This window comes from Achromobacter sp. HNDS-1 (assembly GCF_040084795.1).
GTDB lineage: Bacteria > Pseudomonadota > Gammaproteobacteria > Burkholderiales > Burkholderiaceae_B > Achromobacter > Achromobacter ruhlandii.
This window is the reverse complement of record NZ_CP157584.1, coordinates 1,332,556-1,356,170: the sequence shown is the minus strand read 5'-3', so window position 1 is coordinate 1,356,170 and position 23,615 is coordinate 1,332,556. Positions and strand designations below refer to the sequence as shown.

The 23,615-nt window shown below is 59.8% G+C and carries 32 protein-coding genes and 1 pseudogene; 15 read left to right on the top strand and 18 right to left on the bottom strand.

Translation table 11 applies throughout. The features are described from left to right. The 5 genes from ABFG95_RS06000 to ABFG95_RS05980 all read left to right on the top strand — a co-directional run bounded on the left by ABFG95_RS06000 (position 1) and on the right by ABFG95_RS05980 (position 3,232). Positions 1-1,467: a phage tail protein gene (locus tag ABFG95_RS06000; RefSeq protein WP_348995573.1), complete on the top strand. Its 1,467-nt coding sequence runs from the start codon at positions 1-3 to the stop codon at positions 1,465-1,467. 5 nt (positions 1,468-1,472) lie between these two features. After that, a complete protein-coding gene (locus tag ABFG95_RS05995; RefSeq protein WP_348995572.1) occupies positions 1,473-1,886 on the top strand; it encodes a hypothetical protein in 414 nt (137 codons plus the stop codon). Positions 1,887-1,958: 72 nt separating this feature from the next. Beyond that, complete coding sequence (locus tag ABFG95_RS05990) at positions 1,959-2,468, top strand: hypothetical protein (protein WP_223308629.1); 510 nt, start codon at positions 1,959-1,961, stop codon at positions 2,466-2,468. A 3-nt stretch (positions 2,469-2,471) separates the two neighbouring features. Then, a complete protein-coding gene (locus ABFG95_RS05985) occupies positions 2,472-2,963 on the top strand; it encodes a hypothetical protein (protein WP_348995571.1) in 492 nt (163 codons plus the stop codon). A 2-nt stretch (positions 2,964-2,965) separates the two neighbouring features. After that, the gene (locus ABFG95_RS05980; protein ID WP_348995570.1) at positions 2,966-3,232 is read left to right on the top strand and encodes a hypothetical protein; all 267 of its coding nucleotides are present in this window, start codon (positions 2,966-2,968) and stop codon (positions 3,230-3,232) included. 131 nt (positions 3,233-3,363) lie between these two features. On the opposite strand, the gene ABFG95_RS05975 is transcribed toward ABFG95_RS05980, so the two are convergent. After that, complete coding sequence (locus tag ABFG95_RS05975) at positions 3,364-3,534, bottom strand: hypothetical protein (protein ID WP_238910296.1); 171 nt, start codon at positions 3,532-3,534, stop codon at positions 3,364-3,366. Positions 3,535-3,770: 236 nt separating this feature from the next. Between ABFG95_RS05975 and ABFG95_RS05970 the strand changes: the two genes are divergently transcribed. Continuing rightward, the gene (locus ABFG95_RS05970; protein WP_263899084.1) at positions 3,771-3,965 is read left to right on the top strand and encodes a hypothetical protein; all 195 of its coding nucleotides are present in this window, start codon (positions 3,771-3,773) and stop codon (positions 3,963-3,965) included. Here ABFG95_RS05970 and ABFG95_RS05965 read toward each other — a convergent pair. The 7 genes from ABFG95_RS05965 to ABFG95_RS05935 form a co-directional block, all read right to left on the bottom strand. Then, positions 3,949-4,641 (bottom strand): SOS response-associated peptidase, encoded by a 693-nt coding sequence (locus ABFG95_RS05965; RefSeq protein WP_348995569.1) that lies wholly within the window; start codon positions 4,639-4,641, stop codon positions 3,949-3,951. The genes ABFG95_RS05970 and ABFG95_RS05965 overlap by 17 nt on opposite strands. Positions 4,642-5,306: 665 nt before the next feature. Next, entirely contained in the window at positions 5,307-5,720 is a 414-nt protein-coding gene (locus tag ABFG95_RS05960) for a hypothetical protein (RefSeq protein ID WP_348995568.1), read from the bottom strand. Further along, positions 5,720-6,814 (bottom strand): hypothetical protein, encoded by a 1,095-nt coding sequence (locus tag ABFG95_RS05955; protein WP_348995567.1) that lies wholly within the window; start codon positions 6,812-6,814, stop codon positions 5,720-5,722. Before ABFG95_RS05955 ends, ABFG95_RS05960 begins: the two co-directional genes overlap by 1 nt. 183 nt (positions 6,815-6,997) lie before the next feature. Beyond that, positions 6,998-7,825 (bottom strand): tyrosine-type recombinase/integrase, encoded by an 828-nt coding sequence (locus ABFG95_RS05950; RefSeq protein ID WP_348995566.1) that lies wholly within the window; start codon positions 7,823-7,825, stop codon positions 6,998-7,000. Between the two features lie 139 nt (positions 7,826-7,964). Next, the gene (locus tag ABFG95_RS05945) at positions 7,965-8,183 is read right to left on the bottom strand and encodes a DUF4224 domain-containing protein (protein WP_278992671.1); all 219 of its coding nucleotides are present in this window, start codon (positions 8,181-8,183) and stop codon (positions 7,965-7,967) included. 910 nt (positions 8,184-9,093) lie between these two features. Continuing rightward, a complete protein-coding gene (locus ABFG95_RS05940; protein ID WP_278992670.1) occupies positions 9,094-9,771 on the bottom strand; it encodes a hypothetical protein in 678 nt (225 codons plus the stop codon). A 7-nt stretch (positions 9,772-9,778) separates the two neighbouring features. After that, complete coding sequence (locus tag ABFG95_RS05935) at positions 9,779-10,768, bottom strand: phosphoadenosine phosphosulfate reductase family protein (protein ID WP_278992669.1); 990 nt, start codon at positions 10,766-10,768, stop codon at positions 9,779-9,781. Between the two features lie 60 nt (positions 10,769-10,828). On the opposite strand from ABFG95_RS05935, the gene ABFG95_RS05930 reads away from it, so the two are divergent. Then, entirely contained in the window at positions 10,829-11,434 is a 606-nt protein-coding gene (locus ABFG95_RS05930) for a hypothetical protein (protein ID WP_278992668.1), read from the top strand. 14 nt (positions 11,435-11,448) lie between these two features. Here the strand turns inward: ABFG95_RS05930 and ABFG95_RS05925 are convergent, their stop codons facing one another. Continuing rightward, entirely contained in the window at positions 11,449-12,438 is a 990-nt protein-coding gene (locus ABFG95_RS05925; RefSeq protein WP_278992667.1) for a ParB/Srx family N-terminal domain-containing protein, read from the bottom strand. 72 nt (positions 12,439-12,510) lie between these two features. On the opposite strand from ABFG95_RS05925, the gene ABFG95_RS05920 reads away from it, so the two are divergent. Further along, positions 12,511-13,074, top strand: coding sequence for a hypothetical protein (locus ABFG95_RS05920; protein ID WP_278992666.1), 564 nt, complete (start codon positions 12,511-12,513; stop codon positions 13,072-13,074). A gap of 7 nt (positions 13,075-13,081) precedes the next feature. On the opposite strand, the gene ABFG95_RS05915 is transcribed toward ABFG95_RS05920, so the two are convergent. Together ABFG95_RS05915 and ABFG95_RS05910 are read right to left on the bottom strand one after the other, a co-directional pair. Further along, entirely contained in the window at positions 13,082-13,318 is a 237-nt protein-coding gene (locus ABFG95_RS05915; RefSeq protein ID WP_278992665.1) for a hypothetical protein, read from the bottom strand. Continuing rightward, a complete protein-coding gene (locus ABFG95_RS05910) occupies positions 13,315-13,443 on the bottom strand; it encodes a hypothetical protein (RefSeq protein WP_278992664.1) in 129 nt (42 codons plus the stop codon). The genes ABFG95_RS05915 and ABFG95_RS05910 overlap by 4 nt, the downstream gene beginning before the upstream one ends. 106 nt (positions 13,444-13,549) lie before the next feature. Here ABFG95_RS05910 and ABFG95_RS05905 point away from each other — a divergent pair, with 106 nt between their 5' ends. From ABFG95_RS05905 to ABFG95_RS05885, 5 genes and pseudogenes are all read left to right on the top strand, one after another. Beyond that, complete coding sequence (locus ABFG95_RS05905; RefSeq protein WP_278992663.1) at positions 13,550-14,275, top strand: hypothetical protein; 726 nt, start codon at positions 13,550-13,552, stop codon at positions 14,273-14,275. Between the two features lie 250 nt (positions 14,276-14,525). Then, positions 14,526-14,876: a hypothetical protein gene (locus ABFG95_RS05900; protein WP_278992662.1), complete on the top strand. Its 351-nt coding sequence runs from the start codon at positions 14,526-14,528 to the stop codon at positions 14,874-14,876. Between the two features lie 278 nt (positions 14,877-15,154). After that, positions 15,155-15,733: a hypothetical protein gene (locus ABFG95_RS05895; protein WP_278992661.1), complete on the top strand. Its 579-nt coding sequence runs from the start codon at positions 15,155-15,157 to the stop codon at positions 15,731-15,733. Positions 15,734-16,065: 332 nt separating this feature from the next. Continuing rightward, positions 16,066-17,187, top strand: a pseudogene (locus tag ABFG95_RS05890) (IS3 family transposase). A gap of 139 nt (positions 17,188-17,326) precedes the next feature. Then, on the top strand, positions 17,327-17,755 hold the full coding sequence (locus ABFG95_RS05885) for a hypothetical protein (RefSeq protein ID WP_263900424.1): 429 nt from the start codon (positions 17,327-17,329) through the stop codon (positions 17,753-17,755). Positions 17,756-17,797: 42 nt separating this feature from the next. Here the strand turns inward: ABFG95_RS05885 and ABFG95_RS05880 are convergent, their stop codons facing one another. The 3 genes from ABFG95_RS05880 to ABFG95_RS05870 all read right to left on the bottom strand — a co-directional run bounded on the left by ABFG95_RS05880 (position 17,798) and on the right by ABFG95_RS05870 (position 19,780). After that, the gene (locus ABFG95_RS05880) at positions 17,798-18,028 is read right to left on the bottom strand and encodes a hypothetical protein (protein ID WP_063588853.1); all 231 of its coding nucleotides are present in this window, start codon (positions 18,026-18,028) and stop codon (positions 17,798-17,800) included. Positions 18,029-18,055: 27 nt separating this feature from the next. After that, positions 18,056-18,202, bottom strand: coding sequence for a hypothetical protein (locus ABFG95_RS05875; RefSeq protein ID WP_278992660.1), 147 nt, complete (start codon positions 18,200-18,202; stop codon positions 18,056-18,058). A 1,125-nt stretch (positions 18,203-19,327) separates the two neighbouring features. Continuing rightward, entirely contained in the window at positions 19,328-19,780 is a 453-nt protein-coding gene (locus tag ABFG95_RS05870) for a hypothetical protein (RefSeq protein ID WP_348995565.1), read from the bottom strand. A 448-nt stretch (positions 19,781-20,228) separates the two neighbouring features. Between ABFG95_RS05870 and ABFG95_RS05865 the strand changes: the two genes are divergently transcribed. Beyond that, positions 20,229-20,753, top strand: coding sequence for an NAD(P)H-dependent oxidoreductase (locus ABFG95_RS05865; RefSeq protein ID WP_341461523.1), 525 nt, complete (start codon positions 20,229-20,231; stop codon positions 20,751-20,753). Beyond that, positions 20,734-20,856 (top strand): hypothetical protein, encoded by a 123-nt coding sequence (locus ABFG95_RS05860; RefSeq protein ID WP_318658342.1) that lies wholly within the window; start codon positions 20,734-20,736, stop codon positions 20,854-20,856. Before ABFG95_RS05865 ends, ABFG95_RS05860 begins: the two co-directional genes overlap by 20 nt. A gap of 135 nt (positions 20,857-20,991) precedes the next feature. On the opposite strand, the gene ABFG95_RS05855 is transcribed toward ABFG95_RS05860, so the two are convergent. The 4 genes from ABFG95_RS05855 to ABFG95_RS05840 form a co-directional block, all read right to left on the bottom strand. After that, the gene (locus ABFG95_RS05855) at positions 20,992-21,618 is read right to left on the bottom strand and encodes a pyridoxamine 5'-phosphate oxidase family protein (RefSeq protein WP_059271980.1); all 627 of its coding nucleotides are present in this window, start codon (positions 21,616-21,618) and stop codon (positions 20,992-20,994) included. Between the two features lie 133 nt (positions 21,619-21,751). Then, entirely contained in the window at positions 21,752-22,057 is a 306-nt protein-coding gene (locus ABFG95_RS05850; protein WP_049072887.1) for a cupin domain-containing protein, read from the bottom strand. A 238-nt stretch (positions 22,058-22,295) separates the two neighbouring features. Then, a complete protein-coding gene (locus tag ABFG95_RS05845; protein ID WP_063579915.1) occupies positions 22,296-22,559 on the bottom strand; it encodes a hypothetical protein in 264 nt (87 codons plus the stop codon). A 108-nt stretch (positions 22,560-22,667) separates the two neighbouring features. Then, a complete protein-coding gene (locus tag ABFG95_RS05840; protein WP_348995564.1) occupies positions 22,668-23,567 on the bottom strand; it encodes a LysR family transcriptional regulator in 900 nt (299 codons plus the stop codon). Positions 23,568-23,615: the final 48 nt, after the last annotated feature.

Here is a 23,615-nt window from a genome sequence, read left to right as displayed (position 1 = left end):
ATGGCAATTACGAGCTTGCCTACCCCGCCCAGTCGAAGCGATCCGGAGAATTTTCCGGAGCGGGCGGACGCCTTTATGGCTGCGTTGCCGCGATTCGCCATCGAGGCCAACGCTTTGCAGGAGCACGTGAACGAGGCGGCGGCGACTGTTGATCAGGATGCTGCCGCAGCGGCACTGAGCCGGGATGCGGCTGCCGAGAGCAAGGGCCAAGCGAACCAATCCGCCGTGAATGCGGATCTCTCGCGGCAGGCGGCAGCCCAGAAGGCAGGCGAGGCCGGCGCAAGCGCGCAGCTGGCGCAGCAGTGGGCTACGAAGATGGGCGCGCCAGTGGAGGGAGACGGCTTCTCGGCGAAGCACTATGCCCAACTGGCCGCTATTGGGGCAGGTCTCCCCGTCTACATGCCTGCCAACGTGCCACCGCAGAACGTGGGCCCCATCTACATCGTCGGCCAGGGTAATGCTGAGTGGGACGGGGCGACGGGGCGTTATCGTGTTCACTCCGATGTCCCGGTGGGGGCGGTGGCTTGGTGGCCGCTGCGCTCGTCCATCCCGGCCGGCCAGATCCCTGCGGACGGTCAGACCGTCAGCCGGGCCACCTTTCCCGACTTGGCGGCCATGGTGACGACTGGCAAGGTGCCGGTAGTGACCGAGGCGGACTGGCTAGCAGACCCGCTCAAGCGCGGCAGCTACACAGTCGGCGACGGTTCCAGCACCATCCGCCTACCGGATTTCAATGGGCAATCCTCAGGCGCCATCGGGGCCGTGTTCCAGCGCGGTGATGGGGCATTGTCGAGCGGGGTCAACGGGCTTCTCCAGCGCGATGCGTTGCAGAATATCACCGGCCGGGTGCTGTATTCGGTCATGCCCGGGGCGATGGCTGCCGGAGAGGGGGCACTGCAAATATCTCATGGTGGGGTTGGGGTGTATGGGTCTGGCGCGTCCGGCTCATCGTATAGCTTCAGCTTTGATGCATCCCGGGTCGCCCGTACCGCAGGCGAGACGCGCCCACTAAGCGTCTCTGGCGTCTGGACCATCCAGGCGTTCGGCACCGTCACCAATCCCGGTGCTGCGGACGCGGCTCAGTTGGCAACCGACTATGCTGCGCTCAATGCCGCGCTTCAAACGCAGCTCGCATTCACGATCATTTATCCCAATGGCGGAACCGAAGCTGCGCCGGCGTCGGTTGCGGTCAACACCAGGTACGTGCTGGCGAATCCGTTTCCCGGCTCCTTTGTTATTTGCGAAGCCCAGCTGAAGTTCTCTGATGGGTGGAGTAGTACTGGCTGGTTTACCCAGCCGTCCGAGTCCTACGGAACGCGCGCCAGCCAATTGGACCGCGGGAACATCATTGTGCGGACCGGGGTGCGTGGAATTACGGCAAGCCCCGACGGGGCTGGACAAGCCACCGCCGGCACGTTGTTGAGTCCGGTGCAGAGTCGTGTTCTGGTCTGGAAATGCAAGGGGTAATCCACATGCACATTTATGCGATGGTTGGTGACGGTCTACAACAGGTTGGGGGCGAATGCCCCAGCGGTTGGATCGAGATGAAAGGTGAACGGCCGGGAGACGGGTTCATTGCCGCGGAAGGCGGGGAATGGGTGGAAGTTCTTCCCGAAGTGCCCGCATCAGTTTCGCGTTACCAGGGGCGGGAAGCAATGCTCATGACCCGCTTTGCCAGGGAAGGAAGCCCCGGATGGACGTTGTTGGATGCGTTCGAAGAATTGTTGAATGAGTCGACCACCCCGGCGTACTACCGTCGCGCCTGGGAACAGTTGCAGGTCTTCGAGCGGTCTAGTGCCATGCTCAACGCCTCGGCGGACGTGCTGGGGCTTTCTCAGGCCAAGCTGGATGATCTTTTTCGCTTGGCGGCCGCCTTGAAGGCATAACGTCAGGCAATCCCCTAAAGGTTGTGTGCCCGCTTCGGCGGGCTTTTTTTCGTCCATACGGGAGAGGCAATCATGCACACCGTCAACAGGAGCAGGGAAATTATGGAACCGAGTTCCACGGGATTGGGTGGCTTGGCGGCCCTGAAGGGCCTGGAAGGTCTGGGAGGGCTGGCGGCGGTGAAGGTCGCCATGGCCTACGGTGTGCCGGCGGCAATCGCAGCGATTCTGGGGCTACTCATCATGCCCCCGCGTACCGGCCGCGAGTTCACGGTACGCACCATCTGCACGGTCGCATGTTCGTTCATGTTCGGCCCTGCGCTGGCCGGGGCGGTCATCGCCTGGAAGCCCGGGTTGATGGAGGCCATGACGTGGCTGGCGCAGCACGGCGCCGGCAGCGACGACGCGCTGCTGGCCAAGTTCTATGTGCTGGGGCCGAGCATGTTGCTGGCCGGCTTGCCGGCCTGGTGGGTGTTGGGCGCCTACATGCGCTGGATGGCGAGCATGCGGCAAAAGGGGCTTTTGCAGTGGCTCGCCGAGGTACGGGCCAAGCTCCTGGGCCTGCGGTCGGGCGGGGAGGGCTGAGCCATGGATCTGAAGAAGATCATCGATACCGCCGTCAGCCCTGCGCTCGCGCTGCTGCCGACGCGCATGGACACGCCGGCGGCGCGCGTCATGCTGCTGGCGATTGGCCTGCAGGAAAGTCGATTCACGCACCGCCAGCAGATCGGCGGGCCGGCGCGGGGGTTCTGGCAGTTCGAGAAGGGCACCCGCGCGAGCCGTGGCGGCGTGTGGGGCGTGTTCCTGCACGCGGCGAGCAAGGGCCACTTGGCGGCCTTGTGCAAGGCCCGCAGTGTGGCTTGTGACCCGGACGCGATCTACTCGGCGCTGGAGTATGACGACGTGCTGGCGGCCGGAGTGGCGCGGCTGCTGCTGTGGACCGATCCCAAGGCGCTGCCGGCTATTGGCGACGCTGACGCGGGATGGTCGCTGTATCTGCGCACCTGGCGGCCCGGAAAGCCGCATCCGAAATCCTGGCCGGCGCTGTATGCCCAGGCCATGACCGTCGTGGAGGTCTGACCATGCCCGCATTCATTCAACGGATATGGGGCTACTTCGTCGCCGCGGCGGCGGCGGTTGTCGCGGTCGTGTTGGTCTACCTGCGCGGGCGCAGCGCAGGCCGGGCGGATGAGCGCCAGGAGCGTAACGACCGAATCAACGAACAGGCGGCGAAAGCCCGCCAGGAGGTGCGCAATGTGGAGGATGAAGTGGCCCGTATGGACGATGACGCCGTTTCTGATCGGCTCAAGTCTGACTGGGTGCGCCGTTCCGGCCAGGGTGGGGATTGAATATTGCGATCACGCGCGGCCGATCTACTTCGATTCGGCCGCGCAGGTTGATCAGACGCCGCGGCCGATCACGCGCCAGATCCTGGATCGCAATGCGACCTGGGCGAAACTCTGCAAGGGTCGTCGAGGTTCTACTCGTTGACCCATTGCATCCACCAGCCCTGGTAGTAGCGCACGCCGGCGATTTCCTCAAAGCCGACCACCATCATGCCGCGGTCTGACGCGAAGGTTAGGAGTTGGGGTTCCAGTAGATCGGGGATGGCGCTAGGTACCGTGGCGCCGAACTTCGCTAGCGCATCCATAGTCATGCGCGGGACATGCCGATTCAGGCCTTTGTGAAGCATGGAGTACATCCGGACCGTGCCCACGACGGGCTGGCCTGGATCGTTGTCGCGGCGGCGTTCGCCGAGGTGGTGTGTGCGTAGGACGCTGCACTGAAATTGCACGATCTGCTCGAAAATACTGTACATATATCCAGTATAATTCGCCCTCAAAGCGGTGCAATTAGGCCCCGATTTTGCCCTTTAGGGGACGGAACATGGCGGATGTGACGGACTGGCAGCAGAGGGATGAGTACTACTGGGCGGGGCCAGGAGGCTGGACGATCTGCAAGGTGTTCGCGCAGAACCGCTGGCAGTACGAGGTCTGGGCGGTGAACGGCACGCGCCACGGCATGGAGCCGTCCCTGGCTGCTGCGATCACTCTGTACGACAAGGTCAAGCCTGCGGCATAGGCGGCACAGGCTCAATGGCGTCGGGCAGTTGGTATTTTGAGTTCCCGACCTCTTGCCGCACGGGGTGCCAGGTAAAGGCTGTTTCCGGGAGACCATGCTCCAGCAGCTGAACCGCCTGCGTGGTGGGAAATTCCGGGTCCATCCAGTGGATGGCCAGGTCGGCGGGCAGCGCGACTGGCCGGCGGTCGTGAACGTCGATCATGCCGCCAGCGGCGTCGTTGGTGACGATGGCGAAACCGTGGGCCTCGTCCTTTTCCGCTTCCGGCCGCCAGTTGCTCAGGCCGGCGAAGAACAGGGGCGCATCGTCGGTGGCGTGGATGTAGTACGGCTGCTTGGGCGGCTTCGGTCCATCGGCGAGGGGCTTCCATTCATACCAGCCATCCGCCGGCACCAGGATACGGCCACGGGCCGTCAGCAGCTTCCACGGCCAAGCGTTGGCGAGGATCTTGTCGAGCCTCGCATTTGACATGAGGTACTTGGAATTGTGGGGGCGCCAGCCCCAGGGCAGCCGCTCCAGTTCGAAGTCGCCCGCGAGCCTGTGCATTGCTATGGGGCGCGTGCCTGGTGGGATGTTGTAGCGGGGGCCGGCCGGGTCATCGAAGACGCGGCGGGGGTTGGGAAAGATGCGCTCGACGTAATCGAGCGGCCCGGACTTCTGGACGATGCGACCGCACATGGTGCGCTCCTAACCAGGGGAACGGGGGGCAGTCCGTCACTCGGAGTCTATATCCCGGTCTTGAGGCGAGAAATGTAAAGCCACTCCCATGTGCCGAACGTAGACGACTGATCCCGAACCTTCATGATTGTGTTGCGAGTGAAAGGCGTGGTCGGCTCGCGGCGACGCGCAGGGGGAAGTGACGAGCGCGGGGCGTCGTGCCTGTAATCGCTCTCTCCAATTGGCCATTACGCGAGCGCAATTTCCCTTCTTGACATATACGATGACACCGCCTCGATTGGCGTTAGCAGTCCCTGGCACATATCGCGTGCACAACTGTTGGAATCCCTTGTACAGAACCTTGTACGAAGAATGAATCTTCGCTTCACCAAACCAGCTAAAGCCCAGACGAGAAACGAGAATGTCGACGTGGCCGCCGACCTTCGATTCGTGAGTGACGGTGTAAGCCAACAGCTGTTTCAGCTGTCCCACTATCTCTACGGTGAGGCGGTCTTCGCTATCAGATTGCCGAAGCTCACGGTTCGCTTCCAAGTGCTCGAAACAAGCATCTAGATCTTCGTGGAGCACGTTGACAAAGCTATCGTAGGTATCAGCAGTTAGACGTACCAGCAGTCTGTTGCCTCCAGGCAGGAGCCTCAAACTCGATAGAGGAAGATTCTCCATGCTCATCGCGCCGCACCGATGAGTTGCTTGGCTTTGTCGGAGATAACAAAGTGGGTGTAAATATGATCGAGAGCATTCGGCACTACTTCACCTGTCCAAGGTGAATAGAAGTCCGCCCCTGCCATCACGTTGCGAACTACCTCATTGGGGATAATTTCTTCCTCGTCGTCGGCAATGTATGAGAATTGAGCTTCAAGAATCGGAAGCCTATCGCCGGTAAGGTATGTGATGACCGGCAGACTATCCTCGGTGCTTTGAAGTCCCGCCATCCTGCCGATAGCCGCGAAGCTGATCCTGCGCAGGTCGCACGCTTGAGCGTGGGTGATGCTACTCAAGATGGACAGGCAAGCGGAGAGGATCTCGACATTCGAGTCGAGATCCTCTCGTATTCTGGCCTCGGCATCGGCAGGGTTCATTACGTTTCGCGCAATCGCGCGACTGTTTGGTCGAAGTCGATTTTTCCCGAGCAGTTTCCAACAATGGCATAGTCGATCCGCGCGTCTATGTCGCCTGCCATTGAGAACTTGCCCGGAAGGGTGACGGAGGGGAACACTGAGCTTAGCTCCCCGCCCCATGTTTTTTCAATGGAGTATAGGTCTGTCGACTCGATAGCCGCTAGGCCCTTTCGATGGAACGGCTCTAGTCGCAGATCATCCTTTCGGTTTCGCATCCGTTCTTGCTTTACAGAGTTGGTTCCAGTCGCGTGTCCCAGGTTTCGTACCTTCCCGTCATTGTCATCGTAGAAAGCCTGTACTAGTCCGAACAGATTCAGAGGACGGTATAGATGCTTTTGTTGGTTGGGAGGCGGGGGGAATGCCGTGTTCAATACATCAATGTAGTACTTCATGAATTGAATAATGTCGCTTTCGGCGAGTGGCATCGGGCAACACATGTCGATATGGATCTCGATCCGACCGCTGGGTCGAATCACAACCGAGTCATAGGCCTGCACGTAGCCAGACGTAACTCCGATCACCTCGTCATATGATCCGAGGGCTTGCGATGCGGCGGCTGTTAGCGACCCTACATCGATGGTCTTTCGTTCTCGATACGCCCGCTTGGAACACGCTATGAGGCGAACGCTATTGTCTTCGGTGTTTCGCACGAATTTGACGAATTCAGCGTTCCAACTACTCCGCTCAAGCGTAGATCGGTCAACCGGGAACGGATAGGAAGCTGCAAATACGCTTTGAGTGTTGACCAGCTTCTGGCACGTGCGAAGCATCACACCAGCGACGGAGTGAGGCACCTCAAAGATAGTCAACGCTCGATTTCCATAAAGAATCGATGCTTTGTGCGCTTCCTTGGCGCCGGCCAAAGCTGGTTGAAGATCTTTGTGGGTCGGAGATATTGCTTGGTAGCGCTGAATTAGAAGATCCCAACCTTGAGCGGTAGGGACACCGAACTTTTCATTCAAGATTGCGCGTACCGTGCCAAACGAAAACGAATTTTGCCTGGCTCGGGTTGCGTTGAGATACTTTATAAGATCAGCCTGATCCGCAAGCGACATATTCGAAGTCTCCTAATATATCGAGACTTTACTGTATGTCACCCCCATTCCGCTTGTGAGCGTAGATTTTGGCGTAGGTTCACCTTAAACCTCCGGAAATTCCCTATGAAGAGTACCTATGCATCATTGGAGTATGTTGTGAATCAATGACTTGCGACATGCTTATATTAGACAGTCTAAAACTCAGGCGGATTTCTTTGCTTGGCGGCTGAACGTTGGGCCTTCAACAATAGGCATTTCACGCAGCCGGATGTATCGGTCGGTCATCGCCGGAGATGTATGGCCAGCCAGCATCTGAGCGTCCTTCCCTTGGCGCTTCGCATCAGTCAAAGACTTTGCCCGCAGGTCGTGGATGTTGGCATCTTCGACGCCAGCTGCTTCAACAGCTTCACGCCACCTATCTCGGGTGGTGCCATACGAAGGCGCACTTTTGCCATGCGATCTGGTGCGAAACAGGGTTTGGCCCAGAACGTTACCATTTAGGGCATTGGCGCGCGCGATTGCATCTCGTAGCTCGGGAGTCCAGCGGACTAGAAGCTTGGCTCCGGTCTTCTCTTGATCAAAGGCGATACCGTCGTCGTTCATGTCAGAGCGCTTGATCGCCAATACGTCCCCCACGCGTTGGCCTGTAAGGTACAGCAAATCCATGATGACCTGCATTCTGGGATTTGCCTTCGCGTAAATGGCGGCGTACTCGTCGTCTGTAATGTAGCGCTGCCGTTTGCCTTCGGCATGGCGTCTAATACCGACACATGGGTTGCTATCGACCAATTGCCACTCAACCGCGTGCGCAAATACCGTTTTCAGGAATGACAGCACACGGTTTGCCATGTTGGGGGTGTCGGCCATGTCCATTTTCAGGGCGGCCACATGCTTTGGGCGTATTTGGTCCGGGGCAAACTCGGCAAACGCATCCTTGATTCTCGCTGCCGCGATTTTGTACTGATGGATCGTGTTCTTAGACAGCTTGGGCGAGACGTGGGTTAGCACCTTCTCTACAAGCTCAGGCATGCCCCCACGCGGATTGTCGAAGCGTCGGGCGTACTCCGCCAAAGCCGTTGGTAGATCGGCTGCCAGGCGCGTCCACTTCCCTGCCTTGACGTAGTAGTACGCGCCGTGCTTCTCGTAGACACACGGCGGCAAGTGCTTGTCAGATTTGCGGGGTCGGCCCATTTCTCAGCCTCATTTGCGGTTCCCGAGGTGGGATTGTATCGGTCTGACCCTTGTCCACATATCGGCGGTAGACGAGAAGGGAGCCATCTGGGCGGACCTGGTAGCGGATTCCTAGGGCCTTAAGGACTTTCATCTGGGCCGGGCGTCGCTGGCGAGCCGTGATCTCGCCGATTTCCTTTTCGGTAAGTGTCAGCATATCGCCTCCAAAGCAAAGCCCGCGAGGTGCGGGCTTTGCGGGTGTTCGTGAAGGTGGGGCGGCTGCCCTCAGCGGCAGCCCCTGGGCCGCCTTGTGTGGTGCGGAGACAGCACCAGGCCGGCGACGGCGCCGACAGCGATGGCCGCGGGCAGGGCGAGTAGGTAAAGGGCGCTCATGTTTGATCCTTGTCGGTGGCCTGCGTGGGGCGGGCATTGGGGGCGTGAGAACGGTATTTACCGTTCGGCGAACTGCGCATCTGCCGGAACACGTCGAAGCCACAGCCGGGCGGGACGACTAAACCCGGCAGGCCACGGTGCTGCGAAGCCTCCGAAGCGGCCGTATCGCGGCCGGAAGGCCGGATTCAGCCTTGTCGAGTGCGTTCCGATCAGATTGAGGCGGAGATGGGCCGTTGCGCCTATGGAGTTCACAATTATGGAAAAACGGAATCACTTACCCTTTGCTGCAAGGTCCTTCAGAAATGCGCGCATGTTCTTCATGGCGGACTCGCTTTCCCCATACAGCAAATAGTGCTGTTGGTCTGTCGGACACACGAGGCCGGATATGGCGTGCCCTGGCGTCACTCCCGCGGGGATAGACTGAAGCGTTGCAGAGCACACGGGGCACACCACGCGCAGGCCTGCCTCATACATCCGAAGCGGTTCGGCTCCCACAAGGGAACCAGCATTAACTGTCTTTTGCATCATTTACCTCCGACCGGTGTCCTTCCACTGGGCAGGTGAGAATACAGCTCTTGCACTAGGTGTGCCAGGTAAGGCGGCAGGCACATATCAGGGCGCCAGGCCGAGGCCAGCTTTGATCGGCGCCTGCTGGATCGAGGCGGTGATGCTGAAGGCAGCTTAGACAAGGGTCGCCAGGGGCAGCACCTAGCAGCTGACAAGGAATCGTCGCATTACTCATCCCTTTTGTGTGCGGTGATAGCGGCGGCGCGGTCCAGGCGTTCAATCTCGGCCAGGATCAGTGCGCCGGCCTTCTCCAGATTGCGGCGATACGTCGAGGGCTTCCACCATTCGGCGGCCCAGGGCCAGTTCGGTCCAGGCTTGCCCGGCTCGGGGAAGTGGTAGCGGCCCTGGTTGGCGTAGCAGGCTGCTGCGCTCGCCATGTCGCCGTGGGTATATCGGTCATCCTGTTCCGGCGTCCAGCCTTCGGCGCTGATCTGGCGCTGGCGCTCAGCCAGCACATCGCGCGCGGCAGCGGTTAGCGCATCGCCAGCAGCGGGAGCGGGGCACCGGTATAGCGGCTCCGGCTCTTCGCCGAGTGCGCAGTAGCTGCGCGCCTCGACCACATCGAAGAACAGCATGGTGGGCGAGCCTTCCTCGTCCAAGGTCAAGTAGGCCGCCGGCTGCGCCTCCCGGCCTACGGGTCCGCGCAGCTTGGACAGCGCCTTGTGCGCTTCGTACATGAGCAGCGTGACGCCGTTCTCGCCGCCGTGAAGGCCAATCCACTGCGCCAAGCGGGCCATGACAGCCTCGGGGCTGTCGTAGCCGTGTCGCTGGATGATCTCATTGACATACTCATCGCTGAGCGGGTTTTCGTTGGCCGCCTGGGCGGCGTTGTTATGGTTGGTCATGGGATTCCTATTCGCAAAGTCCGTATTCCGACGAGCAGGCTGTCGGCTCGGCCAGATCAGTAAGAAGGGAGAATTGCCGGCCGCCGCGACTGGTCCGCGCCCACTCGACCTTCTGCCAGATCCCGCCCCGTTCTCGGGCGGTGTCGTTGTCGCCAGGGGCAGGGAAGAAGGTGGCGTTCGAGCGCTTGCTGACCTCGGAAACAATGTCCTCCCATTCGTCGATTCGCTCGATGTGGGTAATGTCCCGGCGAGACCAGGCCAGGATTTCGTCCTTTCCCGAGTTGACACAGAGGCAGCCGACACGCTGCCGCCCCTGTCGATACAGCGGGTTCGGTTGGACGCCCTTGGCATCGTGAGCTTCGAATACGGCCTGCCAGGGCCAGCGGAGGATCGGTCGATAGTGGTGGATGCCTCCGCCCATCTCGCTATAGCTGAGCACGCATGCACCCGTCCCCTGCAGCTTGTTGCGACGGGCCGCGCTTTCCTCGATCCGGACTCCTTGCCAGGACCAGACTTGGCGCCCGGTGGAGTCGTGCAGATCCACCAGATATTCGGTGATTGGGACGATCTTCAGTTCGTGGGTGCAGAACTGCGCCATGCGGCTCGGAAAGCGGGCCTTGATGATGCAGAGGTCGAGGAAAGGGATTCCTGTAGGGCCACGCTCGAACACTCGTAGGGCGCGATCTACGACCTCCTGCGCGACCCCCTTGGTGGGCCACACATCGCGCACGTAGTCCCGGCGCGGCCACCACAGCTCGGTGAAGTCTCGCCGAACCCACTTGATCGGAATATCTACAGCCGCTTCCAGATACCGGACGTAGTCATAGGTCAGTTCATGCTCGTTGCCATTATCGGCAAACACAGCGCGGACATTCTCCTGCCCGTGCAGTTCCAAGGCCAGCAGTAGGGTGGCGGTGCTGTCTTTTCCTCCCGATACGGATACAACGTGCAGTGGTGAGAGGCCAAGATCTTCGGGGGAGGGAAATGTAGTAATCATTTTGCGCTCGGCGTAGTAGCGATTAACATCCGTCCCCAAAATCAATTAGAGGAGAAATCCGTGTTGCACACGCTATGGATCGCTGGGGCGGTCTTTGTGGGTTTGATGGGCGGTCTAGGCTTCGCAGCGACTTATGACCCGGTGAAGTGGTCGGACGCAGTCACGGCGATAGGGACAGTGATTGCCGCGATCGGTACGGTCGGAACCCTTGGATACCAAGTGGTGCAGACAGCGAAAGCGCAGCGCCAACTGAGGACCCAGGCCTTGCTAGCTGAGCACATGGAAGCCGAGCTGGTGCAAATGTGGCTGCGAGAGCTGCTGCATTTGATTGACTACTACTCGATGGTCTTCAAGTCTGGCGGGCAAATGTCAGATGCCGATCTCGCGGTCTGGAAGGGCGAACTCTCGTCAGTACGCGACAAGATTAAGGATGGACGATCCAGGCTTACGTCCCGCCTAGGCCACCGCTTTTATTTGGCGATTGATGATGCTTTGGGATGGGTCAATTCCCTCTTGAACCGGGCATCATCACGCCATCATCATTACGGCCCAGGGGATTTAATGCCTGGTATTGATCGCGTGTCCGTCATGCTGAAAGACTCGTTAGATCAAACCACTGAATGGCGAAAAGACCTTGATCTGAGGATTGCGAACGGACTGCAATGAAAGCGTCTCGGCCATTATTTGAACTTCGTGGACGGCGGCGTTTCGAATTGACCGGCGACCGTTACGGCTTGCTGGCGCTGCTTTTCAGCGTGCTTGGCGCGGACCGTTTCAACGGCGCTGTGGGCCTGGAACAGATCGAGCAACGCGGCGGCCGGTATGGTGATGGTTTCTGTGGCTACGCGCCCTTCCTGTATGTCGATAAGGATTGCGCGCTGGTTGACATCCAGACCCTTGATGAAGGAGTCCACGCCACTGATGAGCGGGGAGACGACTTTGCGGGGCAGGGCGCGGCCGTGGATGGTGCTGGGCGTCACCTTGGACTTGCCGGCTGCCCTGGCTTTGTCCAACTGGCCCAGCAGGAAGGGGCCAGCGTTTTCGCCGTGCTTTGTGATTGCGTCGATTGCCGTGGATGCCTTGACCGCACCAGAACGAACCAGGGCGTGTACGTCGCTGTTGGCATGGGCCAGAGAGAGCATCTTGGCGACCCACTGCGGCGACACGTTGTCGAGGCGGGCGATGCGGTCGTTGTCCCACTTGAAGCTCTCCAGCTTGGCGTAGCCGAAAGCGACTTCCAGGGGGCGAAGGTGCCGGCCCTTGGCGCTGCTAATGATGCGGGCGGTTCGGTCGGCATCGTTGCCCACGAAGGCGACCACATCGACCCAGACGATTCCATCCTCATCCTGGAGCGGCGCCCCGGCGGAGATGGCGCGCCCGATTTGTTCGTGCCGGCGGTGGCCGTCAACAAGCCAGACGCCGGCCTCAGCGCGCGGTCGAACTTCAAGCGGTGGGAGTTTGCCGCCGGCCATGATGTGTTCAAACAGCGCCTGGTCGTCGGCCAGCGCGTTGTCGAGTTCTTCACCTTCCAGCAGTTCCAGCGGGGTGCGCAGGTTGAAGTCGGGTTCGACGTAGATATCTTCATAGCGCACCTGCATAGCATGGGCGCGCTTGATTTCCTTGGACAGGATCTTTTGGCGGAACGACACAGGGGCCGTGGATTCGGTCATGGCTGACACTCCGAAGGGGGTGGGATACGATTCGCGCTTGAAAAATGCGATTAGCGCGACAGGGGGAGCGAAATGAGCGTGTGGGTCGATTTACAAACGGTGGGAGCGGCTTGGGCGTCTGCAATTGCCACCGCGGGAGCGACAGCGACAGCGTTGTGGCTGGCGCTTTCGGATCGGCGTCAGAGAGATGCGGAGCGGCTACTTGCTGCGAGAGTCCGAGCCTCGGGAATCGCCGTGTACCTCGAGGAACTGCGGCTTGAATTGAATACGGCACTTGCGTCTATATCTGAGGCGCAACGTAGGGGAAATGAGACCGACCTTAAGCAATTCCTGGGGGTGGTCGCAGGCAACGTACACAGCCTCAATACCGACTTTTTTTCCGCGAATGAGACCAGTGTGTTGAGTCCATTGCCTGACAATGCTGCTGAAAAGACGTATGTCGCGATGGCGCTTATTCGTTCGGTCCAGGGAGGCCTTAAGAGGCGGTTAGAAACTGTCTTGGAAGGGTGCCCCGAAAGCAATGTGCTGATCGACTACTGGAAAAATCAACTCAGCTGGGCGCACGGCCTAATTGTTGAAGCGCAATCCGTGTACGCCGAACACGGGCAAATTCGAATCATTCGGCCGAAGGGCTAGTTTCCGTTCACACAATGGTGCGCAGCAGCCAGCCCAGCACCTTGGGCGCAAAGAGGAAGAACGCCACAAACCCAATCCCTGCGAACCAAGCCACCAGGGGCGGGATATCCGCGTCATTGCTCCAGTTGCCTTTGCCGGCATGGTCCCGCGGTGCAATCAGGTCGCCAAGTTTTCGGGCTGCCTTGGCGGCGATGCGCAGGGGGCGGATGCGTGCCGGGGGCGCGCTTGCGCTGATTGTGTTCATTGGGTGGCGCTCCAGGGATCGGCCGCGACGTAGCGGCGTGAAAAGTAGTCGCCGAGAGGGGCCAGCACCAGCCGCGCGAACGCGAACAGGCCCAGGCTCCAGGCGAGGCTTTCGATATAGGTCATGTGGATTTGCGCGATAGGCGCCGTGAAGGCCAGCTAAATGTCGAATTAGCTGCGGCGTGCGGGCTTATTCAATATCATCTCGCCAAGTCAATGGGGAGAACCTGCCGTGAAACGTAATGCCGAAGATTTTGATCGTTGCCCAACTGGCGATGAGGTTTTTGTTCGCCAACCTCGGCGCGTCAGGCAATGGATTCAGCGGGGAGTGCTTTGCTTAGTCGTTGTGTCAGTACTAGCATGCGTGGCCGCGTATGGAACCCTGATCCTTCAGCTTGCCGCGGACTCAATGCGTTCTAAGGAAAATCAGCTTGCAAGTTGGATGCAGGGATTGATCGCGGTGGGTACATTTGGAATCACAACGATCTTGTTGTGGCTTCAAGTTCAGGGGCAAGTTGCGTCGAGGGAAGAAGAGGTTGACGATGGGTTGTATCGGACCGTTGCGAGCTTCGCATTGATTGCTGATCGCTTGGTCGCATACATCAAGGAAGGACGGACGGATGCGTACGCCAATGACGTTCACGATCAGCCTCACTTCCTTTTAGCCCAGCTGCAGGAAGCCCCGTTCTATGCCTTTCCTAATGGGAAAACTCTGGCACACGCAATTTCGATCGCCGACCAATTGAGTCGAATCCTTCAGCGTCGGAGCTTGGCTGCGACAATCGTCGCGAAGCATGAAGCGAATGACCAAGTGCATCTTCATCAGGCCATCAAGGCGATAGAAGGCGAACTTCATCTGCTTCGGATCGCTGCGGTTAACTGGGCGCCTACGTACAAGGGGTGGCGTATTCGGAGGTCGCTGGCTCGTGCCTTGCACCCTGCAATTGGGCGAAAGTGAAGCGATGAGGACGCTCGGGAGGCGCACTCCAAGAGGCTATTTCGACGTGTTTACTCGGCCTTATAACTACTTGCTTACGTCGCGGCCGAAGTTGGCAACGTCGATCAGTTCTTCGATGAAGCGTATGAGTGCAGCAAGCATGAATGACTCCAATGGCTGGGGAGTTGATGGGAGGATCTAAAGGCGTTTCTTTGGATCTTGGTCGCGGAGTAACATGCCCACGAATCGGTCCACTAGGTGACGTATCCTTATGAGCGAAGCACAGGTAAAACTTAGCGCCGTCGAACTGGCGGCACTTCAACGAGACTTTCCGGCATTGCCACAGGACTACTTGGACTATCTGACGCTCCAGGGGTGGGGCACGACGCCAAGCGGCCGGATGTTGTATAGCGGGCCTGTCGGCCCGGAAGAAATCTTCGGTGACGAACATCACCTTCCCGGAGTTGTCCTGCTAGGCGATGACCTAGCGGGCTATCTTTTTGCCTTTGACCTTGATGCTCGGCAATACGGCGAGGTCGATCAACGGGGTAATTGGCAATCGACCTTGATCGCTAAGGACATTTGCGGGTATGCCAATGGCACTCCCCCGGGCTCGGTCTAGCACTCTCGTCACCGGGTGAGACTGGCTATACCCCACACGCGGGGCATGAGCCGGGGCTTTAAGACATGGAGCATGGTTTCGAAATGCGGCTCGCCCGGCGCTCCTGCACAACCCCAGTGCCGGTTACGAGCCTAAGGGGCGCGCGGCCCCTTAGACACTAAGGGATCCCGATAAAACTATGCAGGAGCAAAAAATTTTTCGCCCCGTCCATTCTGTCGTCTAATTGCAAGCCTTGCGGTACTTATTACGTCAGAAAACGAAAATAAAGAGGAATGAGAATGGCTGATGAAGAACGTGATGTATCGGGAAAGGTGGATGGCGCTGCATTGAAGGGCCTTTTTACGGTTGCACTTGAGACGCGTAACTTTGAGATTTCTCAGCTTGTTCAACGGAACAACTTCTTCATGATCTTTCAAGGTGTTCTATTGGCTGGCATGATTCAATCGAGTCATACTAAGCCGGTGGTTAGCTTTCTCGTCTGCTTAGCGGGCTTTGCAGTGTCCTTTTACCAAGTAAGAATGGCGGCAGGAGCAAAGTTCTGGCAAGAGTACTGGGAGGCGGTACTTCAGGATATTGACAAGGAGTTGAATAAGCACCTTTCAATTCCTGAGGCTCGTACGGGCAAGCTCTTCCATCTATTTCATGATGACGATCATATCTATGGAAAGATGGTGAAAGATCGACTCAGCAGAAGGGGATTCTGTCTTACTGGATTTCTAGTCATGAAACGATATTCGGTCAGTAGAGTTCCTATCTATGTCGCTATCGCGCTCTCTTTTGTCTGGGCGTTACTTTTGCTCTGCACCATGCGGGGCTACCCCCCGTTTTCTCCTCCTTCATTTGTGGTGGGTTTTTGACTGCACGTCAAACCTGATAACGGGACTTTTTGATACGAGTCAGCGGCGGTTTTTAGCCGACGGCGGATCACCGGCATCTACCTTTGCGCTCCTGCCCCCTTTGATGGCGCTCCTGTGCACGGTCTGGTTTTCGGCGAGTGCTGACTCGCAGCGCTCGCCGAAACCTACTTGCAGCGGTTGGTTACACTTAGGCCGAAACCAACTTTTTGGCGTCGCAATATGACTTCGGGGTGAGTCGACCGAATCCGGGAAGAGGCGGTGTGCGATCCCATTGACCTGCTCCCCGTGGTTAGTACGAAATCGATGTAGAGTCCGTTCACAAAGGAACGGCAATGAAGAAGCGATTTACGGAAGAACAGATCATCGGAGTGCTGAAGGAGGCCGAGGCAGGCGCCAAGGTAGCCGAGCTGTGCCGCAAGCACGGGATCTCGGAGGCCACCTACTACAACTGGAAGGCGAAGTTCGGCGGTATGAGCGTCTCGGACGCCCAGCGACTGAAGGAGCTGGAGCAAGAGAACAACAAGCTCAAGAAGCTGTTGGCTGAATCGATGCTGGACAAGGCTGCGCTTCAGGACCTTTTGAGCCGAAAGTAGCAAGCCCGCAGGCCAAACGCGAAGCGGTCAGAACGTTGATGACCGAGCGCGGCATGGGTATCACCCGGGGCCTGCGGGCTGGTAGGCATTTCCCGGTCGCTATTCGCTTATGAAAGTAAGCGTACGGGCGATGTGGCACTGACCGAGCGCATGAAGGAGATGGCAGCGCTCAAACGACGCTACGGCTATCGGCGCATCCATATTCTGCTGCGCCGTGAAGGCTGGCAGACGAATCACAAGCGGGTCTGGCGGCTTTACAGCCAAGCCGGCTTGAGCGTTCGAAAGCGTCGCCGCAAGCGCACCGCTCCCGCAGAACGGGTAGTTCATCCCGTTGCGACGGCGCCGAATCAGAGCTGGTCGATGGACTTCGTGTCCGACGGTCTGGCCTATGGCCGCAGGTTCCGGTGCTTGAATATCGTCGATGACTACACGCGCGAGTGTCTTGCCATCGAGGTCGATACATCACTGCCGGGATTGCGGGTGGCACAGGTGCTGCAACGGCTTGCGGAACTGCGTGGGCTGCCCAAATCCATCACCGTGGACAACGGCCCGGAGTTTGCCGGCAGGGCCTTGGAGGCTTGGGCCTATCAGGTCGGCGTGAAACTGTCGTTCATCAGACCAGGCAAGCCCGTGGAGAATGCATACATCGAGAGCTTCAACGGAAAATTCCGCGATGAATGCCTGAATGAGCATTGGTTTTTGTCGCTGCGCCAAGCCAAATCCTTGATCGAAGCCTGGCGCGTCGAGTACAACACCGAACGCCCGCATAGCGCGCTGGGATACTTAACGCCGGAGCAGTTTGCTCAGGCGCATCGGCAACAACGGTTTTTAACCCTGAACTCTATGTCGGTGCCGTACTAAGTCTGGGGGCAGGTCACAGGACGCTGAGAATGGGCGCGAGGATGTCGAGCAGGGCTTCGATGAACTTGATCATTAGGGCGTTCCTTGGTAGTGATTGGGGGGTATCATCGAGCGCAACTGATATCGATAGCGCTCTCAAATGGCACATCCTGAAAACTGGTGGCTTAATTTCTCCGTGAATCGTGCGATGGGCGAAGGAGTCGCTGCCCAGCTCATGGGACCATGTGTCACACATCCATCCGTTTGCCGGGTTTCAGCGCAACTTCTAATCGGTGATTGGATGCAGCCCGATCCATGGGGCACGCCGGGAAAGGCCTTCCCAACTATCGACCTTGAGGTTGCTTCCGGGCTTGAGCTATACGAACTATTGGCGAAGGCATCCGTGCAAGTAGTGTCGCCTGTCGTCGCGGGCGTCGACGGCGAGACCTATTCTCTGGAATTCGCTAGCGGTTTCAACGTTGTCAGCTTTCGCTGGTTCTGCGAGCTTCCTATCGAATGGCAATCGCTCCAGGCCGTCGCCAAGCGGATGGAAGAGCTTGGCAAGCAATGCCTGGCGTCGGTCTCGTAACGCTGATGGTCTGCGCTGCGCGCTGGGCATGAGCCGGGGCTGTCAGGTGCCGAAGTGCAGATCAGCGATCACGTCGCTGAGGTCCATGCGGAGCAGTTGGCGCGCCCGCTCTTCCGGCACGCCGGCATTACCCATGATTTCCAGTAAGTCGGCATCGCTGCAATCATCGCGGCAGTCACCGACCAGAACGTCGAAATGCACGCCCTGGCGCATCATGATGCGGCCGGTAGCGGCGAGCAGGGCGCCGGCTTCGTGAATGGTCACTTCTTCCATGGTTGTGTTCTTCCAATATCGAGGGAATTACAGCTTTCCGTTGCGGTCCAGCACGCTGAGAATGGGCGCGAGGATGTCGAGCAGGGCTTCGATGAACTTGAGCATGGTGATTCCGTGAAGTGAGGCGACGGGTGGGACCTGGCCTTTTACGTCGCCAGGGCGGACGGCAGACATTAAGAGCAGTTCTTGAGCAAGAACAGCATCAAGGCTGCGATGGCGATAATGCGCAGGTCGGGCATCTTTCGTTCCTGTTGTCGCCCGGTGGCGTGCAGGGGCGGTCTCACGGCAGGGACGATGCCCCTACGTGGGAATTTAGATAGGCGTTTTAGCCTGTCTTCCCTGTACGAGAGACCTTGCACGCGGGGCATGAGCCGGGGCTTGAGAAGATGACTGTGACTTTGATGCGGATGTGAGCCGCCGGATGTGCGCGGCATCCCTGGCAAGCTAGAATCGCACCCGAAAAAAATGGGTTTAGGATTTAGGAGGCTGCCTTGAGGATGCTCTGTCGGATTGCTGTGGTGCCTGCGGTTTTTTTGTTGGCGGCTTGTTCGAACGTTCAATATAGTCCCTGGCCACAGTACGTCGGACCAATAGACCAGACCTCAGTCGTCGAGGTGCGCAATGAAGCTTCCGACTACTTGGGGGCAATCGCATTTGCAGATAACAACGATTGTTCGGGGAAGCATTTTGCTACCTCTGAAGCCGAGCCCAAGATAGCTTTGGAACCCCGAGGGAAGGTGAGCTTTTCGGTTCAACGCGGGAAGCTATTCACGCTGGATTTGCTCGTCGGTCGAAAGCAAGGCCCAAAGGTCGAGCAATGTCGTATCACGATCTCCATGGTTCCAAATGCAAGGCACCAGACAGTAGTGGCAACGCAAAGTGTCGACGGGATGCAATGCTACGTCGGACTATTCGATGATGGCGAAAAAAGTTTGCCGGTTGTTCAACGTGTCTGGCGGTTTGGGTTACCTGAACATTGTGCTGCGCTGACTGGCTTCGAGCGGGAAAAGATCGGCGCGGCACCCTAGCGTCCACCGGACGGTCGCGATTCGGCGCCGATTCCTGTTGTGTCTTCTGGCGGTGTAAATCCGGCTCGCAGCACGGTTTCGGTAAGCGCTGACCCGCAGCGCTGGCCGAAACTCGCTTAATCGACGATGGGAGCCTGCCGACAACATGCAACACGTTGCAGATGGCTTTACATCGGGGGGGGGCGTGACGGTCGGTCAGTCATGAATGGCTCCGCATCCAGTGTCAAAGGCAGGATAAAAAGACTGTGACCGGTTAGACGGCCAGCCGCACTCAATCGAGCCGCGCGTAGAACTTTCTATTCCTGATGTCGCGGTGAAGCTTGGCTCGGCCGTAAAGGCCAATCAAAAAGTCGTCTTCGCTCCATCCTTCAGGCACAAAGAGCTCTTCACTGGGGAACTTCAGTTCTTCGATCCTCGACGAGATTTCTTCTTGGCGAGCTTGAAACTCCCCACCACCAACAAAAACCGCCACCGCACCATGAAGTGCCACAAGGTGGTTGCCATCAGGTAAGCGTTTGACACGGAAGTCAACCAGAAACCGAGCCTCCTCCAAAGCTAAACGGGCGTTTTCCACATCGTCATCCGCTTTTTTTAGGAACAAGAGGGTCCCGTTTTCCATGATTGTCACACCCCCTCGATTTCGTACAAAAGGCTCTAGGCATATACGAATTTCATTTAATGGTGCGGCATTCTCGGGTTCCCACAAAATTTGCGGTTCGGTCACTATGTCCTCTTCCTTTAGAGTGCTGGAAACGCGCCACTTTGAATTTCTGTGACTTCTGGCCCAAAGGATACTACTGGCTGCTCGCGCACATCGCATATCCCCGTTGCGCCTCGCGATCCATGAGGGCATCCCGAGCGTTGGATGGCTTCGGTAAGCGCTGACCCGCAGCGCTGGCCGAAACCCGCTTTTCAGCGGACTCGGGGTGCCGGCATTCCATCCGGCGTGACCGTTGCTTGTCTTGGCCGTCTACGCCTCCCCATGTTGACCGTGGACCGCGCTTTGGCGGGCTGGATACGGTAGGGACGGGGCGACTCGTCGGACGGACATTCATCTGCCATATATAAATGATATAACATTACAAATTCATGGCTTATATCTGGCTGCTCATACCGCATCAGCGCTAGGTCAATCGTGCCCGGCCTGTGCCTTTACCCTGAGAAAGAACCTCATGTCCCGACTGCTTCACATCGACACCAGCATCCAGACCCTGAACTCGGTGAGCCGGCGTCTGTCCGCTGCCATCGTTGCCCGTTTCAAGGACAGCGACAGCGGCCTTGACGTCACTTATCGTGATCTGGCCGCCCATCCCTTGCCGCACCTGACCGAGCCGGTGTTCGCATCGTTCCAGTCGGCCGACGTCTCGACCCTCACGGCTGCTCAGCAGGCCGATGCGGCTGCGAGCGCCGAAGCGCTCGCGGAGTTTCTGGCGGCAGACATCGTCGTCATTGGCGTGGCGTTCTATAACTACTCGATTCCCAGCTCGCTCAAGGCATGGATTGACCGCGTGGTCGTGGCCGGCAAGACCTTCAACTACGGCGCGACGGGTCCGATCGGATACGCGGGCGGAAAGCGCGTGGTCGTCGCCATCGCTCGGGGGGGGGCTCTATGCCGACGGCACGCCGTTTGCCGGGCGGGAACATGCCGAGACCTATCTGCGCGACATCTTTGCTCTCATGGGCATCAACGACCTTGAGCTGGTCATCGCTGAAGGCCTTGCATTTGGTCCCGAGGCCTGCGCCGCCGGCGTCCAGGGCGCCATGGACCGGATCGAAGCGATTCCCGCCCAGACACTGTGACAGGGCTGCGCTCTCAATAGGGCGACTCTGAGGCGGACGCTTCGACTGGCGAGGAATCGTCAGGGCAGAAAGGGCAGCAGGACGATCCCATGGAGCAGGACGAAGACCCCGAAGAGGCTCATGGGGGCCTGGCGCTCAGTACAACGTGCTGGCCACGCGCGCCGGCAGGTCCCGGTCGTAAGCCACGCCATCGAAGGTGCCAGCGGTCAGGTCGGACAGCATGCGGCCGACGCTGGGCAGCGCCGTGCGCGGGATCTGGGTGGCGGGATCCCACAGCCGCGAGCGCAACAGGGCGCGCGAGCATTGGAAGAACACTTTCTGTACGTCGACGATCAGGACCGAGCGCGGCTGCTTGCCGTCCATCTCGAACCGTTGCAGCAGCGCCGGGTCGACGCTGATGCGCGCGGTGCCGTTCACGCGCAGCGTTTCGTTGACGCCGGGAATCAGGAACAGCAGCGCCACGCGCGGCTCGGCCAGGATGTTGCGCAGGCTGTCGATGCGGTTGTTGCCGCGCCGGTCCGGCAGCAGCAGGGTCTTTTCATCCTCGACCACGACGAAGCCGGCGGGGTCGCCGCGCGGCGACACATCCAGGCCGTCCGGGCCGGAGGTGGCCAGCGCCGCGAACGGGGCGGCCTCGATGAAGGCGCGGTAGTGCGGATGGACGTGGCCCACTTCTTTTTTCAGCGAAGCTTCGCCCGGTTCGCCATACAGGGCTTGCAGGGCGGCGGCGTCGGTAACGAGATGGGCGGTGTCCAGAGGCATGGCGAAGGCTCGGGGAAAGGGGGCGGCGGCGGGCGATTGGACCCGTGCCGGCATGCTGCAAACGGAGAAGAATACCTCACAGGCGCCGCCGCTTTCCCGCTCGCAGTCAGCGAGCGTCATATCCGTCGCGGCCTCAGCTGCCGACCGGATCGACGATCATCAGCACGCCATGGCTGCCCGCGACGACGGCGTGCGGCACGCCGGCCGGCGCCAGGTACATGCCGCCGGCCGCGACCTCGATCACTTCGTCCCGCACCGACAGGCGCAGGGCGCCGCTGATGACGATCAGGGCCTCGTCGTAGTCGTGGGTTTCGGCGGGGGAGGGCTGGCCATCCATCCGCAGGACTTTGATGTTGCTGCCGCCCGTTCGGGCGAGCACCTCGGATTTCCAGGCGTCGGGCAGGCGGCTGGCTGCGTCAACCAGATTGAGCAGGGGCATGGTCGGTGTATCGGGACGGCGCCCGAGCGGATGGGCTGCGCTTGCATGCCCCGGGAAAGAGAAAAGCGGTTCAGCCTTCCTGGCCGTAGCCGAAGGGCCAGCGGCGGCGGGTGGGTTCGGGCTTGGCGGTGTCTTCTTGCATGTTTTTCTCCGTAGGGTGCATTCCGGGAAATTCTATTTCCCGAGATGTAACAGCATTGCAAGGGATCGTTAGCACTCTATCGCCGCGGACGGCTCGTCAGTCGGCCGCGAACAGCGTGACCTGGCGTTCGAGTGCGTACGTGGCGCGGTAACTGGCGGGCGTGGCGCCGCGATCGATCAGCAGCAGCCCTTCGCGCTCGGCGGCGGCCAGCACGTCGCGCAGTTTCTGGCCGCCGTCCAGGCCGGTGGCTTCCTGCAGCCGCCGCAAGGGCAGGTAGTCGCCATTCTTGACGCCGGCCAGGCGCGGGAAGGCGCTGAGCCAGATGCTGCGGCTGGGTGGGGAATTGATCAGACTGGTCATGGGGTGGGGCGCCCTTGCGGTCGGATTGCTGTATGGATAAACAGTATATCCGAACATCGGACCGAATCCCGACCGCATGTCGCACCGCCGGGAGCCGGGCCGCCGGCGCTAGCGCGTTGCCCCCGTATGGGCCAGCAGGCATTGCACCAGCGCGTCGAACACCGCTTTGCAACGCGGGCTGGCGCGCAGGTCTTCGTGCATGGTGATCCAGGTTTCGAGCTGGAATGACACATGGTCGGGCAGCACCGGCGCCAGTCGCCGGTCGCGGCGGGCCAGCGCCACCTGGCAGAAGCCGATGCCCGCGCCGGCGCGGATCAGGGCCAGTTGCGCCAGGTCGCTGTCGGCCCGCAGGGCGAAGCTGTCGCGGCTCCAGGGGACCGCCAGGCGTTTGCCGGCGCCGCGCAGGAAGGGGGTTTCGGTGTCATAGCCGATGAGCGTGTGGCCGGCCAGGTCGGCCAGCGTGGCGGGCGTGCCGCGGTGGCGCAGGTAGTCCTTGCGCGCGTACAGGCCGATGTCCACATGGCCGACCGGGCGCGCGATCAGTTGTTCCTGCTTCGGCGGCGCCATGCGCACGGCGATGTCGGCTTCGCGCAGCAGCAGGTTCTGCACGCGGTTGGTGGGGGCCAGTTCGAGGGTCAGGCGCGGGTGGTCGCGGCGCAGGCGCGCCAGCACCGGGGGCAGCACCTCGATGCCGATGACCTCGCTGGCCGAGATCCGCACGGTGCCGGAGACACCCGGGCCCTGCGCGGCGGCCGCGCGTTCCAGGGCCGCGGCGTGGCTGTGCATGGCTTCGGCGTAGCCGCGCAGCGCCAAGGCGGCGTCGGTGGCCAGCAGGCCGGTCGGCGAGCGGGTGAACAGGACTTGGCCCAGGGCCCGTTCGAGCGCCGCGATGTGACGGCCCACGGTGGGCTGGGTGATGCCCAGCGCCCGTGCCGCGCCGGACAGGGAGCCCTCGGCGAGCACGGCGAGAAAGCTGCGATAGAGTTCCCAGCCGATCGGTTTGGTCATGCAGAAATGTATAGCGGCAGGGCGAAGTTCGGCAATTTATTTCGTATG

Coding starts and splice junctions, on each gene's coding strand:
- ABFG95_RS06000 (WP_348995573.1), top strand. CDS start 1: ATGGCAATTACGAGCTTGCCTACCCCGCCCAGTCGAAGCGATCCGGAG.
- ABFG95_RS05995 (WP_348995572.1), top strand. CDS start 1,473: ATGCACATTTATGCGATGGTTGGTGACGGTCTACAACAGGTTGGGGGC.
- ABFG95_RS05990 (WP_223308629.1), top strand. CDS start 1,959: ATGCACACCGTCAACAGGAGCAGGGAAATTATGGAACCGAGTTCCACG.
- ABFG95_RS05985 (WP_348995571.1), top strand. CDS start 2,472: ATGGATCTGAAGAAGATCATCGATACCGCCGTCAGCCCTGCGCTCGCG.
- ABFG95_RS05980 (WP_348995570.1), top strand. CDS start 2,966: ATGCCCGCATTCATTCAACGGATATGGGGCTACTTCGTCGCCGCGGCG.
- ABFG95_RS05975 (WP_238910296.1), bottom strand. CDS start 3,534: ATGGATGCGCTAGCGAAGTTCGGCGCCACGGTACCTAGCGCCATCCCC.
- ABFG95_RS05970 (WP_263899084.1), top strand. CDS start 3,771: ATGGCGGATGTGACGGACTGGCAGCAGAGGGATGAGTACTACTGGGCG.
- ABFG95_RS05965 (WP_348995569.1), bottom strand. CDS start 4,641: ATGTGCGGTCGCATCGTCCAGAAGTCCGGGCCGCTCGATTACGTCGAG.
- ABFG95_RS05960 (WP_348995568.1), bottom strand. CDS start 5,720: ATGAACCCTGCCGATGCCGAGGCCAGAATACGAGAGGATCTCGACTCG.
- ABFG95_RS05955 (WP_348995567.1), bottom strand. CDS start 6,814: ATGTCGCTTGCGGATCAGGCTGATCTTATAAAGTATCTCAACGCAACC.
- ABFG95_RS05950 (WP_348995566.1), bottom strand. CDS start 7,825: ATGCCTGAGCTTGTAGAGAAGGTGCTAACCCACGTCTCGCCCAAGCTG.
- ABFG95_RS05945 (WP_278992671.1), bottom strand. CDS start 8,183: ATGCTGACACTTACCGAAAAGGAAATCGGCGAGATCACGGCTCGCCAG.
- ABFG95_RS05940 (WP_278992670.1), bottom strand. CDS start 9,771: ATGACCAACCATAACAACGCCGCCCAGGCGGCCAACGAAAACCCGCTC.
- ABFG95_RS05935 (WP_278992669.1), bottom strand. CDS start 10,768: ATGATTACTACATTTCCCTCCCCCGAAGATCTTGGCCTCTCACCACTG.
- ABFG95_RS05925 (WP_278992667.1), bottom strand. CDS start 12,438: ATGACCGAATCCACGGCCCCTGTGTCGTTCCGCCAAAAGATCCTGTCC.
- ABFG95_RS05920 (WP_278992666.1), top strand. CDS start 12,511: ATGAGCGTGTGGGTCGATTTACAAACGGTGGGAGCGGCTTGGGCGTCT.
- ABFG95_RS05915 (WP_278992665.1), bottom strand. CDS start 13,318: ATGAACACAATCAGCGCAAGCGCGCCCCCGGCACGCATCCGCCCCCTG.
- ABFG95_RS05910 (WP_278992664.1), bottom strand. CDS start 13,443: ATGACCTATATCGAAAGCCTCGCCTGGAGCCTGGGCCTGTTCGCGTTC.
- ABFG95_RS05900 (WP_278992662.1), top strand. CDS start 14,526: ATGAGCGAAGCACAGGTAAAACTTAGCGCCGTCGAACTGGCGGCACTT.
- ABFG95_RS05895 (WP_278992661.1), top strand. CDS start 15,155: ATGGCTGATGAAGAACGTGATGTATCGGGAAAGGTGGATGGCGCTGCA.
- ABFG95_RS05885 (WP_263900424.1), top strand. CDS start 17,327: ATGGCACATCCTGAAAACTGGTGGCTTAATTTCTCCGTGAATCGTGCG.
- ABFG95_RS05880 (WP_063588853.1), bottom strand. CDS start 18,028: ATGGAAGAAGTGACCATTCACGAAGCCGGCGCCCTGCTCGCCGCTACC.
- ABFG95_RS05875 (WP_278992660.1), bottom strand. CDS start 18,202: ATGTCTGCCGTCCGCCCTGGCGACGTAAAAGGCCAGGTCCCACCCGTC.
- ABFG95_RS05865 (WP_341461523.1), top strand. CDS start 20,229: ATGTCCCGACTGCTTCACATCGACACCAGCATCCAGACCCTGAACTCG.
- ABFG95_RS05860 (WP_318658342.1), top strand. CDS start 20,734: ATGGGCATCAACGACCTTGAGCTGGTCATCGCTGAAGGCCTTGCATTT.
- ABFG95_RS05855 (WP_059271980.1), bottom strand. CDS start 21,618: ATGCCTCTGGACACCGCCCATCTCGTTACCGACGCCGCCGCCCTGCAA.
- ABFG95_RS05850 (WP_049072887.1), bottom strand. CDS start 22,057: ATGCCCCTGCTCAATCTGGTTGACGCAGCCAGCCGCCTGCCCGACGCC.
- ABFG95_RS05845 (WP_063579915.1), bottom strand. CDS start 22,559: ATGACCAGTCTGATCAATTCCCCACCCAGCCGCAGCATCTGGCTCAGC.
- ABFG95_RS05840 (WP_348995564.1), bottom strand. CDS start 23,567: ATGACCAAACCGATCGGCTGGGAACTCTATCGCAGCTTTCTCGCCGTG.